Origin of the sequence: Vibrio spartinae, assembly GCF_024347135.1 — a bacterium.
Lineage (GTDB): Bacteria > Pseudomonadota > Gammaproteobacteria > Enterobacterales > Vibrionaceae > Vibrio > Vibrio spartinae.
In genome coordinates, this window is the sequence record NZ_AP024907.1 from 360253 (window position 1) to 375581 (window position 15329).

The 15329-nt window shown below is 46.9% G+C and carries 13 protein-coding genes and 1 pseudogene; 12 read left to right on the forward strand and 2 right to left on the reverse strand.

Features of this window, described 5'->3' with window-relative positions:
- Positions 1 to 2: 2 nt before the first annotated feature.
- Positions 3 to 2600, reverse strand: coding sequence for a penicillin-binding protein 1A (locus tag OCU60_RS01555; RefSeq protein ID WP_074372177.1), 2598 nt, complete (start codon positions 2598 to 2600; stop codon positions 3 to 5).
- Between the two features lie 271 nt (positions 2601 to 2871).
- On the opposite strand from OCU60_RS01555, the gene pilM reads away from it, so the two are divergent.
- The 11 genes and pseudogenes from pilM (at position 2872) to trpS (ending at position 13255) form a co-directional block, all read left to right on the forward strand.
- Positions 2872 to 3807 (forward strand): type IV pilus biogenesis protein PilM, encoded by a 936-nt coding sequence (pilM, locus tag OCU60_RS01560; protein ID WP_074372176.1) that lies wholly within the window; start codon positions 2872 to 2874, stop codon positions 3805 to 3807.
- On the forward strand, positions 3797 to 4456 hold the full coding sequence (locus OCU60_RS01565) for a PilN domain-containing protein (protein ID WP_074372175.1): 660 nt from the start codon (positions 3797 to 3799) through the stop codon (positions 4454 to 4456). Before pilM ends, OCU60_RS01565 begins: the two co-directional genes overlap by 11 nt.
- Positions 4446 to 5048, forward strand: a complete 603-nt coding sequence (gene pilO, locus OCU60_RS01570; protein WP_074372174.1) for a type 4a pilus biogenesis protein PilO — start codon at positions 4446 to 4448, stop codon at positions 5046 to 5048. The genes OCU60_RS01565 and pilO overlap by 11 nt, the downstream gene beginning before the upstream one ends.
- 169 nt (positions 5049 to 5217) lie before the next feature.
- Positions 5218 to 6177: pseudogene (pilQ, locus tag OCU60_RS01575) on the forward strand (type IV pilus secretin PilQ); the annotation flags it as partial.
- 187 nt (positions 6178 to 6364) lie between these two features.
- Positions 6365 to 6883, forward strand: coding sequence for a shikimate kinase AroK (aroK, locus tag OCU60_RS01580; RefSeq protein WP_074372172.1), 519 nt, complete (start codon positions 6365 to 6367; stop codon positions 6881 to 6883).
- Between the two features lie 28 nt (positions 6884 to 6911).
- A complete protein-coding gene (gene aroB / locus OCU60_RS01585; RefSeq protein WP_074372171.1) occupies positions 6912 to 8000 on the forward strand; it encodes a 3-dehydroquinate synthase in 1089 nt (362 codons plus the stop codon).
- A gap of 37 nt (positions 8001 to 8037) precedes the next feature.
- Positions 8038 to 9570 (forward strand): SPOR domain-containing protein, encoded by a 1533-nt coding sequence (locus tag OCU60_RS01590; RefSeq protein WP_074372170.1) that lies wholly within the window; start codon positions 8038 to 8040, stop codon positions 9568 to 9570.
- Positions 9571 to 9650: 80 nt separating this feature from the next.
- Positions 9651 to 10487, forward strand: a complete 837-nt coding sequence (locus OCU60_RS01595; protein WP_074372169.1) for a Dam family site-specific DNA-(adenine-N6)-methyltransferase — start codon at positions 9651 to 9653, stop codon at positions 10485 to 10487.
- A 158-nt stretch (positions 10488 to 10645) separates the two neighbouring features.
- On the forward strand, positions 10646 to 11320 hold the full coding sequence (gene rpe / locus OCU60_RS01600) for a ribulose-phosphate 3-epimerase (protein WP_074372168.1): 675 nt from the start codon (positions 10646 to 10648) through the stop codon (positions 11318 to 11320).
- 102 nt (positions 11321 to 11422) lie between these two features.
- Entirely contained in the window at positions 11423 to 12103 is a 681-nt protein-coding gene (locus OCU60_RS01605; RefSeq protein WP_205410474.1) for a phosphoglycolate phosphatase, read from the forward strand.
- A gap of 117 nt (positions 12104 to 12220) precedes the next feature.
- Entirely contained in the window at positions 12221 to 13255 is a 1035-nt protein-coding gene (trpS, locus tag OCU60_RS01610; RefSeq protein ID WP_083602593.1) for a tryptophan--tRNA ligase, read from the forward strand.
- 59 nt (positions 13256 to 13314) lie between these two features.
- Here trpS and OCU60_RS01615 read toward each other — a convergent pair whose 3' ends face one another.
- The gene (locus tag OCU60_RS01615) at positions 13315 to 14586 is read right to left on the reverse strand and encodes an NAD(P)/FAD-dependent oxidoreductase (RefSeq protein ID WP_074372165.1); all 1272 of its coding nucleotides are present in this window, start codon (positions 14584 to 14586) and stop codon (positions 13315 to 13317) included.
- Positions 14587 to 14905: 319 nt separating this feature from the next.
- Between OCU60_RS01615 and OCU60_RS01620 the strand changes: the two genes are divergently transcribed.
- Positions 14906 to 15304 (forward strand): hypothetical protein, encoded by a 399-nt coding sequence (locus tag OCU60_RS01620; RefSeq protein ID WP_074372164.1) that lies wholly within the window; start codon positions 14906 to 14908, stop codon positions 15302 to 15304.
- Positions 15305 to 15329 lie beyond the last annotated feature (25 nt).

Here is a 15329-nt window from a genome sequence, read left to right on the forward strand (position 1 = left end):
CACTAAAACAGCTCTTCACCACCATTGGGTGAGGTGTACAGGCTATTTGTCACGGAATCCTGCACATATTCTTTTGGCTCGGTGCCCTGAATAAAGTATTCGAACATCGCACTGCCATCTGTTTTTGTGGTTAACAGTCCGGTATCCCGATCGATTCTGACCTGAACAATATGTTTCGGGATGACCTTCTTGTGTGGCGGGACATCATTGAGTGCATGAGCCATGAAATCGATCCAAGCCGGTTCCGCTGTTTTGGCACCTGACTCGCCACCGCTAATCGGGACATTGTCGAGATTCGGGTTTTTGGTCGTGCGGCCTAAGTTCCGGTTATGGGGATCAAAGCCGACCCAAGCACTTGCAACGATCCCCGGTGCAAAGCCGTTATACCAAGCATCTTTCGAATCGTTGGTTGTTCCGGTTTTTCCACCAATATCCCGGCGTTTGAGTTTTTGAGCGCGCCATCCGGTGCCGTTCCATCCGGTTCCTTCACGCCAGTTTCCTCCGCCCCAAATATTGCTATACATCATTTCCCGAACCAAAAATGCATTCTGTTCAGAGATAACGCGTGGGGCATATTGGATATCTGCCGAATGTTCATTAAAGCGCGGTGCACCGATGTCGCCATAAGCATTATCTTGACGGAGAGGGGTACGGATCCCTTGACCATCGTCTGCTTGCTGGGGGGGATAGTGTTGATCTTGATGTTGTGTCTCGTCATTGTCTTGATCGGGACATTGGTCATGGCAGACGATTTTCGGTGTTGATCGATAGACCTGTGTCCCGAAAGGATCTTCAACATGATCAATGTAATAGGCATCAACACTATAACCACCGTTGGCAAATACCGAATATCCCTGAACCAGTTTCATCGGGCTCAGGCTACCGGCACCCAGCGCAATGGTTTCTGAATGAGGCAGGTCGTTCAGATCGAAGCCAAAACGGGTCAGGTAGTGTCGGACATGTTCCAGACCCACCGCTCTGAGCACGCGGATTGCCATGACGTTTTTCGATTGGGCTAAGCCAATTCGTAGTCGTGTCGGTCCGCGATAAGACGGAGGCGAATTTTTAGGGCGCCATGCGGTTCCCTGACTCTGATCCCATTTGTTAATCGGTGCATCATTCACCAGTGTTGCCAGCGTCAGGCCATCATCAATAGCGGATGAGTATATGAATGGTTTAATCCCCGAGCCAACCTGACGGATAGATTGGGTCACACGGTTGAATTTACTATGAATGAAATTAAAACCGCCAACCAGCGCAAGAACGGCACCATCTTCAGGATTCATGGCCACAAAAGCCGTGTTCGCATTAGGAACCTGACTGAGGTGCCAAATCGGTTGGTTTTCATCCTGAGTATCATCGCGCTTTCTCACCCAGATTTGTTCACCGGCTGCCATGATTTCATGGGCGTTTGTTGGCGCGTCTCCTTGCCGATCATCGGTAATAAAACGCCGGGCCCATTTCATCCCATCCCAAGGTATGGATTGTGTGCCGTGCTTCTTAACCCAGACCGTTGCCGATTGTTGGTCAACATGTGTCACAATGGCAGGGTACATATCATCATAGATAGGTTGTTCTGTGAGGTATTCGTCCATCTGTTCCTGGGTAAAGGCCGGCTGGTCCTTTTGCCACAACACTTTTTCTGCACCTCGATAACCATGACGTTGATCGTAGTTGATCAAGTTATTGATGGCTGATTTGTGCGCGGCATCCTGCAGATCTGATTGGATCGTGGTGGTCACTCTCATCCCTGACGTATAGGCGTCTTCACCATAATGTTCAACCATCCAAGCACGTGCGAGCTCAGCCACATAAGGCGCATTGACTTCAATTTCAGCCACATGATATCGCGCGATCACTGGCTCAGCTTTTGCCGAGTCATACTGCTCTTGCGTAATGTAATGCTCGTCGAGCATCCGCATCAGGACAATATTACGACGGTGGGTTGCCCGGGGCAGTGAGTAGATGGGATTCATGGTCGATGGGGCTTTCGGTAATCCGGCAATCATGGCCATTTCACCAAGCGTGAGGTCTTTGACGTTTTTACCGAAATAGACTTGTGCTGCTGCACCAACCCCATAAGAGCGATAGCCCAGATAAATTTTGTTCAGATACAGTTCAAGGATTTCGTCTTTTGTGAGCAACTGTTCAATGTGAACCGCGATAAAAATCTCTTTTATCTTGCGCATGATTTTCTTCTCATTGGTCAGGAAGAAATTACGGGCAAGTTGCTGAGTAATGGTACTCGCGCCTTGAGATGCACTACCGGATAGAATGACGGCAAATGCCGCGCGGGTGATACCGATGGGGTCAAACCCATAATGCTCATAAAAGCGGTTATCTTCCGTTGCCAGAAATGCATGGATCAAATCCGGCGGAATGTCGCTTAGTTTGAGTGGAATCCGGCGTTTTTCGCCAAACTGGGCAATCAATTTCCCATCTTGACTGAAAACTTGCATCGGTGTTTGAAGCTGAACATCTTTTAAGGTGGCGACATCAGGCAATTCCGGTTTGACATAGTAGTAAAACCCAAAAATTGTACTCACCCCTAAAACCATGCAAATCAATGAAAATAAAAATAATCGCTTTATGAACTTCACCGGATAATCCCTGTTTGGTCGGATTGAACGCATGTCATCCGATCTAATTTTCGCTATTTTCTCTAAGAAACTGATCGCTTAACGTTTCATTTCAAGATAGACCTGTTGAGAAGAGTCTACACGACTCAAAATATTTGGTTGTTAAAAAATATAACGCAGCAAACCTGTCGTTTTATCTTTTATCATCCTGTCGTTGTGGTGCTATCTCAAAATGAACGCTTATTGTACTACCAATCGGCGCTTTGAACAGTGCTGAACGACTGGAGTCTGTATGAGAAAACGTATCGTAACGGGAATTGATATCCGCCGTCACCGTATTACTACCGTTACTTTGAAGCGCCAACATAACATCGTGTCATTACTTGCCTGTGAAACGCTGCCTGTACCCGATGACATTCTCTCTGAGAATGAGGTCATCGATTATCAGAGCATTGTCAATAAACTTGCCGAAATCAGAAAGAGATTACCTTTTTGGCAAAATCGTGTTGCGATTTCGATACCTGATCTGGCGGTGATGACCAGAACCGTCGAGCCCTCAATCAATACCTCAATCGATACCTCAATCGATAGTTATGACCAAAGTTTGGCACCGTGGTTAATTGCTCAGGCTTTTTCAGAAAAAACCGGCCTTTCCGGTTCGTCCGTCTATTTAGATTATGTTCCGCTTGAAACCGGGTATCAGGTTTATGCTGCGAAAAAAGAGGTGGTAGAAAGCCGTCTGCAAGCGCTCTGTCGCGCCGGATTAAAACCCGTGTTGATTGATACGGAGAAACAGGCTTTTCTGCAGTTCTTGCTGGAAGCAATGTGTCGTGCTCAGCGTCAGGGGTGGCTACTGATTGATATCGGTGAAGATACGATCGCGCTTGGGTTTGTCACCGATGAACTGAATTTTTATCGTCAGTTTCCTTTTTCGGCACAGGCGTTCGATGCCGCGCTCACTTTGGTGTTACAAGAGGTGCAGCGGTTTATTTCATTACATCCAGCCGCCTTGCTGAACGGGATATGGATCAATGGTACACCGAGCATGTATCAGACATTTTTACAGGGGTTACGTCAGCAATTCCGAGAGCCGATAGAACACTTGGTGGCCGTATCGGTTTTCGAGACATCAGCGTTGATACCAGTACATCTCTCGCCTTTCATTCCTTTGGCTGCCGGCAGTGCGTTGCGTGGACTGATGGCATTGGAGTCCGGCTATGCTGCATGAACTGAATTTGATGGATTGGCGGCAAAGTCAATTATATCGGCGTAAACGGTTGTTGTATGGCGTGTGGCTCTGCGGTGGGTGTCTGTGGCTGATGGTACAGAGTGTGTTCTATTTTGAATGGCACAAACAGCAAACGGACTGGCAACAGTCGGAGCAACAGATCAATGCACAGCTCAACGAACAGCAGCAGCATCTGCGTGAGTGGGAATTGCGACGGCAACATGCGCAGCAGGAGCTGCGAAAACTGGCTCATGCAGAACAGTGGATTGCACACAGTCAGTTACCGCAGACGCTCATGTCCGTATTGGTTTCGGCTGTTCCTCGCGGCATCTATCTGGAAGAAATCCGCCTGACAGAACAACAGGTTGTCATCCGAGGATTAAGTCGTCATCCGGCAGCGATGAACCGTTTTATTCAGCGGCTCAGGCAAGCCTCATCGATTGGGCAGTTGGACATTTTGTCCGTCACGGATCAGACACCCGGTTGGGGGAGCCAATTCAACACGTTTCAGTTGCGTTTGGTGATGACAACCAGCATGGGTGATTCGGTCTCAGCGATGGCGTCAGACACGGCGATAACACCGGTTGCCGTCATGCATACAGCCGTCATGCATACAATAAAGGAAAAGGATAGCGCTGATGTTCACTGATTCTCTCCGACGCTGGCTGTTGAACGCTGCGATGCCGCAACAAGTGGGAATCATGGCGGTCCTGTTTGTGATACTCACCGGTGCCAGTTATCTACTGTTCTGGCAAAGCCGATATCAAGTGTTACTGCAATATCCGACCCGTCTGAATGTACTGTCTCAGCAGCAGGAGATGAACAAGCAACAATTGTATGACTTTCGCCAACAGCAAGCGGGGTGGGATGCGATTCAGTACAAACTGGAGCAAACCATGGCCCGGATGACGAAAGTGCCTGATTCTTCAGCGTGGGTCAAACAAATCGAGCAGGTTGCAGCGCAACAGCATATTCGCCTGCGACACATCGTATGGAAAACGCCGCAACAACGCGATGGTCATGATGCGGATGTTTTCGAGATCAGGCTGAGCGGTCTGTTTCCGGACATCCTGAAATTCATGCGGGCAATTGGGCAGCAGTCGGTTGGTGTGGTGTTGCAACCGATCCGTTGGAAAAGAGAGTCACCGTTGCAACGTCGTATCGAAGTTGTCGCAACAGGTTTTCTTTATCGACTGAAAGCAGACCACAGTAAAGGTCATCACACAGAAGGATATGAATAACATGCGTCAAAATAGCTATCAGGGGGTGCTCTCTGCTATCAGGATGATAGGGGGCATTTTATGGGGAATGAGTGCTCAAGTCTCTGCACAACCGATGATTGATCCGTTTGATGTGCCGACGATGGTGCAATCCGGTACCGGAGATGCTCCCAATGCATCGCAACCGATACTGGAGACGGCATTCATTCCGATTCAGTATGCAAAAACCGCGGACTTACTGCCACTCCTTGAAGGTGGCGAAAAGCCGGGACTGCTTTCCGAATATGGACTGGTACGCGTTGACCCTCGAACCAATGCGCTGATTATTCGCGATACACCGCATCATCTGGCATCGATCCGCAGTATGATTCAGGCGCTCGATATTCCTGTGAAACAAGTCAGAATCGAAGCAAGAATTGTGATTGTCAGTGAAGGGGCACTCGATGAGCTTGGTGTACGTTGGGGCGTCGGGCTGAAACAAGGACATTTGGCTGTCGGGAGTCATATTGCCCCCCCCAATGTAACAGGCGATGGGGCAACCGAATCACCATCAGTGACCGATTTTATGAATATTAATTTACCGAGCACATCCAGTAATGCCTCATCAATCGCTTTTCAGTTGGCTAAGTTGGGATCCGGCACATTACTGGATTTGGAATTATCGGCATTACAGAGTGAATCCCGTGCTGAAATTATTTCCAGTCCGAGTCTGTTAACCACAAACCATCAGTCTGCGTTTATTGAACAAGGGACTGAAATCCCATATCAGGAGTCGAATTCGGATGATGAGACAACCATTGCTTTTAAAAAAGCAGTGTTAAGTCTGGAAGTGACACCGACGATTACACCGGATCATCATATGTTGCTGGATTTACGCGTGACACAAGATCGTCCCGGAGAAGTGGTTAAAACCGGTTCTGGAGAAGCCGTTGCTATCACGACGCAAAGAATTGGTACTCAAGTGTTAGTGAATGACGGGGAAACAGTTGTTCTTGGGGGAATTTATCAGAAAACCCAAATACATCGCGTTGATAAAGTGCCAGTGTTAGGGGAATTACCGTTATTAGGCAAACTGTTTCAGCGTAATTATCAAAAGACGGATAAGAACGAGCTGCTTATTTTCGTCACACCTCGGGTTGTGATTCAATGAGTTAGTCCGCTTTTTTCAGATCACCCAAAAATAAGGTTGCATTCAGGCACTCAGATCTAGATAATTTCGGGTCTTATCACGAAATGTCTGTGAGGAATTGGTGCCACAAAGCTGATTCATCCCTTGCTATACCTTGAATTCACTTGTGGCGATGTCATTGAATTAATGTTGTTAATTACTGCTAAACATGGCTGAAAAACGTAATATTATCCTTGTTGGTCCTATGGGGGCCGGCAAAAGTACTATAGGTAGATATCTAGCACTGCAACTCCATATGGAATTTGTAGATTCTGACTCCGTTATTGAAGAACGGACGGGGGCAGATATTGCCTGGGTATTTGATGTTGAAGGAGAAGATGGTTTCCGGAAGCGTGAAGAAACTGTCATCCATGATCTGACTGAACAACAGGGCATCGTTCTGGCAACAGGCGGTGGATCAGTCACAAGCAAAGAAAATCGCAATCGTCTTTCTGCCCGGGGCGTTGTCGTTTATCTTGAAACGACAATTGAGAAACAGTTAGCTCGTACCAGTCGTGATAAAAAGCGTCCGCTTCTGCAAACGGAACAGCCACGCGAAGTTTTAGAAGCTTTGGCTGAGGAACGTAATCCGCTTTATGAAGAAATTGCGGATATTACTGTGAAAACTGATGATCAAAGTGCAAAAGTGGTAGCCAATCAGATCGTAAAAATGTTAGAAGAACAATAGGTTTTTTTTATTTTTGCGGAGTGCAACCATGACGCAGATTACGGTCAGTTTAGATGAGCGTAGTTACCCCATTTCAATCGGAGCCGGATTATTTCAAAATCCGGCGCTTCTTTCTTTTCTTTCCCCTCAGCAAAAGGTGGTCTTGATTAGCAACGTCACGGTTGCCCCTCTTTATGCTGATAAAATCACACAGTTATTGAACGATATCGGTTGTCAGACCTATCTGCTGACACTACCCGATGGAGAGCAATACAAAAATCTGAATACTTTTGATACGGTCATGACGTTTTTGCTCGAGCATAATCTTGGGCGGGATATTGTGATCGTTGCGCTCGGTGGTGGTGTGATTGGTGATCTGGTTGGTTTTGCTGCGTCGTGTTATCAACGCGGTGTTGATTTTATTCAAATCCCCACAACACTCTTGTCTCAGGTTGATTCTTCGGTGGGTGGAAAAACAGCGGTGAATCATCCGCTGGGTAAGAATATGATCGGTGCATTCTATCAACCACGTTCAGTGATTATTGACACCGACTGTCTGGCAACGTTGCCCGAGCGGGAATTTGCTGCCGGAATGGCAGAAGTCATCAAATACGGCATTATTTATGATGCTGAGTTTTTCGACTGGCTTGAAACCAATCTTGATAAGCTGTACGCACTGGATCAGTCTGCGCTAACTTATGCAATCGCGCGTTGTTGTGAGATTAAAGCGGAAGTTGTCGCACAGGATGAAAAAGAAGCCGGTATCCGGGCATTACTGAATTTAGGTCATACGTTTGGTCATGCCATTGAAGCGCATCTGGGATATGGACAATGGCTTCATGGTGAAGCCGTCTCATCCGGAACCGTGATGGCTGCGAAGACTGCACAATTACACGGCTTAATTTCTGAAGCGCAGTTCTTACGAATGGTTGCGCTCCTCAAATCGGCAAAACTGCCTGTGCAAACACCGGACGGCATGTCTTTCTCTGATTTCATGACCCATATGATGCGGGATAAAAAGGTTCTGGCCGGAACATTGAGGCTGGTCCTCCCAACCGGAATTGGGACAGCACAAGTGTTGAAGGACATTCCTGAATCAACGATTGAGCAGGCGATCGAGTTCTGTCGTACAGTTTAATTCAACAGTCTTTCATGTTTCTGGGTAGGATGATTTCATGAGTGCAGCACACGGGCGAGTGTTGGAATTACAGTCTCAGGTCGATCTGTTAGAACGGCTGAGGTTACTGACGCATTTCGGTTCAAATCTGGTGACGGTTTCCGGTGAACCCGGAGCCGGTAAAACGTGGCTCGCACAACGTTATCTGGAAGCATGGGCGGAGGATAAGAATCAGTCGCTCTTGCTGTGTTATCCAAATCAGGATGATCGTCAGCATCGTATGACGATTCTGACACAGATCGATTCTCACGCACGCTTTAGTCCCGATGACGCCTTGGTCGATAATCTGACGGCCGTATTTGATGATGAACCGTGCAATATCGTGATTGTGGTCGATAATGCGCAGCGTCTGTCTGAAAATCTGGTTTCGGAACTGTGGATGCTTGTGCTTGAGGCGCAGAATAAGCCGCAATGGTCAATCAATGTGATTTTCTTTGCGCTTCCTCGGGTCCTTGACCCTTTGCTGACTCGGATTGGCTATGGTCAGGAGCATAAACCGGTTGATCTGGAGATTGAGCGGCTTTCTCAGGATGACGCTGATCGTCTGTTCGAATATCTGGTGATCCGTTTTATCGACGATAAAATGGAGAAAAGGGTTCGCCATGCGTATAGTAAAGTGAGTAAAACACCGGGTGATATCATCGCATTAGGAGAGAAGAAGATGGAAAAGCGGATCGTGATTCGCTCAATAGTCGGGTCTCCGGTTAAGATCGCGGCACTGATACTGTTCATTGCTGTCATTCTTGGTGGCGGCTATTGGTGGATGTTATCTGAAGAGCAGGCACCTGAGCGCGTGCTGGACGATATGGTTGCAAATGATACCGCGACAAAAGAACAGACGGTGATTCCGGCTTTGACGGGTCATACTAAAGAGAGCACAACAGCATCTGATATCTCCGATACATCCAATGCGTCCGGTGACAATACCATCAAACCACCTGGCGTGAATGATGATTCCAATGCTCTCCCTCCTGCGGTGACTTCTGATTCTGATCGGGTTGGCGAGGATGATCAGGGACAACGGGTTGTGATTTCTTCAGAAGTTGTTGATGCATTGATGGATGGCAAAGCCGAATCGGCTGATACCAAACAGCTCGCGGATGTTGCCCGTCAAGTTGCTCCGGAGTCAGATGAGTCCGCTGCGACGGCTGGTGCTGATCAGAACGTGCCGTCTTCAACCTCAGAACAATCCAAATCAAACCGTTCGCAATCCTTACCTGGTTACTCATTCTCCTATACCAAAGCAGCATTAAAAGCGATGTCTGATCGCAGCTATACCTTGCAGCTTGCCGCATTTAATTCGCTTCAAGAAGTTGAAGATTTTATTCAACGTCATCGCTTACAGAATCAGGTTTATGTCTATCCGACGATACGGGGCCAGGTTAACTGGTATATTGTGACATACCAAAACTATCCAACGATTCAGATGGCCCGTGATGCTGTTTCGGCACTCCCTCGCCCGATTCAGGCGCTAGGACCTTGGGCAAAATCTCTCAGGCAGGTACACCGAGAGATTGAACGGGTGAAATAGTACAGCTTCACTTGGGGATGAAGTGAAAATATGTTAGATTTCGCAGCCTTGTTGATTGTGGTGGATAGATAGAGCAGTAGATGAAGAAGAATCGCGCCTTTCTGAAGTGGGCTGGTGGAAAATATGGATTGGTTGATGATATCCGACGCCATTTACCGGCCGCTCAAACTTTAGTTGAGCCCTTTGTCGGTGCTGGTTCTATTTTTCTCAATACCGATTATGAGCATTATGTTCTGGCTGATATCAATCCAGATCTGATCAATTTATATAATCTGCTGAAAGAGCGACCCGGACATTATATTACAGAAGCCAAACGGTGGTTCATTGCCGAGAATAACCGAAAGGAAGTCTATCTGGCGGTCCGGCAGCAGTTTAATCAGACCGATGAAGTCATGTATCGTTCGTTGGCATTCTTGTATATGAACCGTTTTGGTTTTAACGGCTTGTGTCGTTATAACAAAAAAGGCGGATTCAATGTCCCTTTTGGTTCCTACAAAAAGCCGTACTTCCCTGAAGCGGAACTAGAGTTCTTCTCCGAGAAAGCTCAGAAAGCCACATTTGTCTGTACCAATTATCGGGAGAGTTTTGAACAAGCGGATCATGTCAGCGTGATTTATTGCGATCCACCGTATGCGCCGTTGTCTCATACCGCGAATTTTACCTCTTATACCGGTGGTGGCTTTTCACTCGATGATCAGGCTGCGCTGGCTGATATTGCCGAGAAAACCGCGAATGAGCGGGGGATATCGGTACTCATCTCTAATCATGATACGATTCTGACCCGACGGTTGTACAATGGTGCAAAACTCAACGTCGTGAAGGTTAAACGAACCATCAGCCGGAATGGCGCAGGGCGGAATAAAGTGGATGAACTGCTGGCATTATTTGACGCGAATTCAACCTCACGCGCTAAATAGTTCCCCTTTGAGGCAGACCGACTGAGTTCACGATTACCTCGATACACCGCAAAAATAGTATCAAAGCGCAACACACGCTAGGATCCGAGCAATGGCTTCTGTAGAATGGTTTATCTTGGCAACTATCCCTAATCTTCATGCTCACAGAGGCCTGCTTTATGAAAGACTTTTTGATTGCCCCTTCGATCCTTTCTGCTGATTTAGCCCGTTTAGGAGAGGATGTTGTTGATGTCCTCAACGCCGGCGCGGATGTGATTCATTTTGATGTCATGGACAACCATTATGTGCCGAATTTAACGTTTGGCGCACCGGTTTGCAAAGCATTACGTGACTATGGTGTAACGGCACCGATTGATGTCCATCTGATGGTCAAACCGGTTGATCGTCTCATTCCTGATTTCGCCGAAGCCGGTGCATCGATGATTACTTTCCATGTCGAAGCCTCAGAGCATGTAGATCGAACGTTGCAACTGATCAAATCTCATGGTTGCCAAGCCGGCGTTGTTCTGAATCCGGCGACGCCACTGACTTATCTGGATTATCTGATGGATAAAGTTGATCTGATTCTGCTGATGTCGGTGAACCCCGGCTTCGGTGGTCAGTCTTTTATTCCACATACATTGGATAAACTCAATGCCGTTCGTGAACGTATCAATGCTTCCGGGCGTCAGATTCGTCTGGAAATCGACGGTGGCGTCAAAGTTGATAACATCCGTGAAATTGCTGAAGCCGGTGCTGATATGTTTGTGGCGGGCTCCGCGATTTTTGGTCAGCCTGACTACCAGCAAGTGATTGATGCAATGCGTGCAGAGCTGGTACAGGTTAAGCGGTGATTTGCCGTTATTGTGATTGAATCCGTTCGGATTCACGCTGGTGTGATCAATCATGCTGAGCCACCAATATAAAAAATTAAATAGAGAGTATATGTGATGTCTATTGAGCAGATTCAATTGATCGTCTTTGATCTGGATGGCACGTTGTTAGACAGTGTTCCCGATCTCGCTGTTGCAGCGGATCAAACGGTTCGTGCGTTGGGTTATCCGGGGGTGTCTGAAGCACAAGTTCGTGATTATGTCGGCAATGGCGCTGATGTGTTGATTGGTCGCGCTTTAAGTCAGAGTCTAACGGTGGATCCATCGTTGAGTCCGGAACTGATGCAAGATGCCAGAAAACGGTTTGATGGATATTATGCTGCGACAGGTCATCGCCTCAGTCATTTGTATCCCGGGGTTAAAGAAACGCTTGAGCTGCTGCATCAGGCAGGATTTACAATGGCGATTGCAACCAATAAGCCATCGCAGTTTGTACCGGATATTCTGCAACAACATCAGATCGCTCACTATTTTAAGGAAGTCATTGGTGGTGACCGCTTTGAGAAAAAGAAACCTGATCCAATGGTGCTTGAATGGCTGCTCTCAACCTATGGCTGCCAGCCTCAACAGATGCTGATGGTCGGAGACTCAAAGAACGATATTCTGGCGGCACAGCGTGCCGGATGCCGTTCATTCGGTCTGACATACGGCTACAATCATGGTGAGCCGATTGCCGATTCAAATCCCGATTATGTTGCGGATCAAATCAGTCAATTACTCGATATTGTTCTTGTCTCGGCATGAATGCGATAAATATCTAGAAAAATACTTCCTGATGAGTACACTGAGTGAACCGTGTGACTGTTTGCAGAACAATCACACGGTTTCTCTCTAATTTTGATGAAGTCAAAGGAATTTTTCATGAGCAACTCCCTTGTCTCGGACAAGCCGATCGTCTTTAGTGGTGTTCAACCTTCCGGTGAACTCAGTATTGGTAACTACTTGGGTGCGCTTCGTCAATGGCATCAGATGCAAGATGAATACAACTGTCAGTACTGTATTGTTGATCTTCATGCTATCACCGTGCGTCAGGATCCAAAAACGTTGCATGAAGCAACACTCGACGCACTGGCGATTTGTCTCGCGGTTGGCATTGACCCAAGTAAAAGCACATTATTTGTTCAGTCCCACGTCCCTGCTCATGCACAACTCAGTTGGCTTCTCAATTGTTATACCCAGATGGGTGAGTTGAGTCGGATGACTCAGTTCAAGGACAAATCCGCACGCTATGCCAATGACGTCAATGTCGGACTGTTTGATTATCCAGTCTTGATGGCTGCCGATATTCTTTTATATGGCACCCATCAGGTACCTGTCGGAAATGACCAGAAACAGCATCTTGAGCTGGCTCGCGATATTGCGATTCGCTTTAATAATATTTACTGTCCTGAGCAACCAATTTTCACGGTCCCTGAGCCTTACATTCCGACAGTCAATGCCCGGGTGATGAGTCTTCAGGATGCGACGAAGAAAATGTCTAAGTCGGATGATAACCGTAAGAATGTCATCACGTTGCTTGAAGACCCGAAATCGATTCTCAAGAAGATCAATAAAGCACAAACGGATACCGAAACGCCACCACGGATTCGTCATGATGTTGAGAACAAAGCCGGAATCTCCAACCTGATGGGGCTGTACTCGGCTGCAACTGGCATGAGCTTTGCTGAAATCGAAGCAAAATATGCTGAGGTGGAAATGTACGGTCCGTTCAAGAAAGACGTCGGTGAAGCGATTGTGGCAATGCTGGAACCCGTTCAGAGTGAATATCATCGGGTTCGTGCTGATTTGGGATATCTCAATGAAGTGATGAAATCTGGCGCTGAAGCTGCGTCGGCAAAAGCTGCGCCAATCCTGAAAAAAGCATATGAAGCGGTTGGTTTTGTGACGCCATTTTAGCGATCACGCTATATCGTCATCATCTTGATGCTGAGGCTGCCTGTATCGGCAGCCTTTTTTTATTGAGTCCGTTTGATCCCTGCCGCCTTCATTATATATTTTTCATAAATCGGCTCACTGGTGCCTTTCTTCACTTTATAGAGGAAATATTTCTCGAAAGCGACTTTAGCGATGTGAACCCATTGTCCCATCGAGGTCCAGTTGGTATTCCGTGGCGGGTTTTGTGGCAGGGCAATAAACGCGGCCCCTTTATCCCCCATGTCGGCCAGACAGACAGCATTCATCGACGGTTTGGTTGTCACCGCTTCACCACGCTCAATACTGAGGATGTTTTCCACAATCGCACTGGTCATCGATTCAATCATAAAACCGGTTTTCGGTGCACCGACAGGTACGGGCGTTTCTTCAAGTGGCGGAATCGCAACGCAAACACCGGCAGCAAAGATTTCCGGGTAAGTTGGGCTACGCTGATATTCATCAGTCAGAACAAAGCCTTTGGGGTTACATAAATCAGGGACACTAGCAATCGCAGGAGAGCCTTTAAATGGCGGCAAAAACATCGCCATATTGAAAGGTAAGTGATGTTCGAAATCGACTTCACCTTTGCGGTTGAGTTCTTCAATATGCGCCATATTGGGTTCAAAATGTGTGGTGCGCGCATTACAAATCCACTGAATGCCTCGCTCCCGGAATTCGTGCTCCATTAATGCTTTTGAATCCCCGACACCGCCGAGTCCCATGTGGCCGATGTAAGGTTCGCTGGTGACAAACGTCATCGGTACCTGAGCGCGGATTTTCAGTTTACGCAGCTGGCTTTCAAGCGACAGGATATATTCATAGGCCGGACCGAAACAACTGGCGCCCTGAAGCGCCCCGACAATGACTGGTCCCGGGTTGTTGATCAGCTGCTGATATGCTTCGTGAGAATGTACCGCATGGTCAACCGTACAAACTGACTGGGTATAACCATTCTCCGGCCCGGCACCGGGGACGGCTTCAAATGCCAGTTTCGGGCCGGTACAGATGGCCAAATAGTCATATTGATATTCGGTTCCGTCTTCAGTTTGCAAACATTTATCCTGAGCATGGATCTGAGCAACGCCGGAAGTATTGAACGGAATCTGGAATTTCTTGGTGTAGGGGGTCAGATCCAATACCACCTGATCTCTGGTTCGTTCGCCGAGGGCAACCCAAGGGTTGGAAGGAATAAAATGAAATTCAGCGCCCTCATTGATCAGCAGTATTTCATGATCTTTCGGTAGTTTCTGTTTTAACTCATATGCGATGGAGATGCCACCCAGCCCCGCACCAATTACGATCGTCCTTTTCATCTTTACTTACTCTCTCTTTTTTATATTAGTAATTACTAAATTAATAATAACTGATATTGATGATTATGCGACCGATCTGCGTCACAGAAAGGAGATCAGGTGAATAGACCGACTCCAGTGGCCGTAGAATCCCAAAAAATATAAAGGTCTATGAGGACCGGATAAAGAGTGATGCATATCACCCTTTGTTTGACTGCAACTTGCCAATGAGATGGGAAGAAATATGATGGCTATCTATAAATAATATTTATATTATTAGCCATTATTATATTGATGCAGGACTTTCGTCCTTCTTTTAATCTTAAATGATTTGATTCTTATGCTAAGTCAACGTCGCTGGTTTACCATTTTATTGATGACACTTTGTTGTGTCTGTCTAGGTTATTTCACCTTACAGATCTATCAGGCGATTTTTATTGCAGATTCTGTAACGGATGAAAAAATTCTGGATAGGAAAACGGAGTCATCGGAGCTTGTTGATCATCAATCACCACCATTAAGCCGTCATGCTGAATATCCTTCCCCAGTGATTCAATTACAGCAGACAGTCACGGATGGTTTGTTAAAAGATAATAACAATCATCTACCACTACTGCATGGTGATCTTGCTGACTTTTCGCAGAATAATATCCGTAAACAGTATGCCCAGTCAGATGAATTACTTGATTTGAAGCAACGGTTACAGCAACTGAAGTCCGTTGCCCATCCAGAACGATAAATAATTACGCCCCAAATTATAAACA

Bases quoted from the DNA above. Each gene is read 5' to 3' on its own strand.
- pilM (WP_074372176.1), top strand. From the start codon at position 2,872: ATGAGAAAACGTATCGTAACGGGAATTGATATCCGCCGTCACCGTATT.
- OCU60_RS01565 (WP_074372175.1), top strand. From the start codon at position 3,797: ATGCTGCATGAACTGAATTTGATGGATTGGCGGCAAAGTCAATTATAT.
- pilO (WP_074372174.1), top strand. From the start codon at position 4,446: ATGTTCACTGATTCTCTCCGACGCTGGCTGTTGAACGCTGCGATGCCG.
- aroK (WP_074372172.1), top strand. From the start codon at position 6,365: ATGGCTGAAAAACGTAATATTATCCTTGTTGGTCCTATGGGGGCCGGC.
- aroB (WP_074372171.1), top strand. From the start codon at position 6,912: ATGACGCAGATTACGGTCAGTTTAGATGAGCGTAGTTACCCCATTTCA.
- OCU60_RS01590 (WP_074372170.1), top strand. From the start codon at position 8,038: ATGAGTGCAGCACACGGGCGAGTGTTGGAATTACAGTCTCAGGTCGAT.
- OCU60_RS01595 (WP_074372169.1), top strand. From the start codon at position 9,651: ATGAAGAAGAATCGCGCCTTTCTGAAGTGGGCTGGTGGAAAATATGGA.
- rpe (WP_074372168.1), top strand. From the start codon at position 10,646: ATGAAAGACTTTTTGATTGCCCCTTCGATCCTTTCTGCTGATTTAGCC.
- trpS (WP_083602593.1), top strand. From the start codon at position 12,221: ATGAGCAACTCCCTTGTCTCGGACAAGCCGATCGTCTTTAGTGGTGTT.
- OCU60_RS01615 (WP_074372165.1), bottom strand. From the start codon at position 14,586: ATGAAAAGGACGATCGTAATTGGTGCGGGGCTGGGTGGCATCTCCATC.
- OCU60_RS01620 (WP_074372164.1), top strand. From the start codon at position 14,906: ATGCTAAGTCAACGTCGCTGGTTTACCATTTTATTGATGACACTTTGT.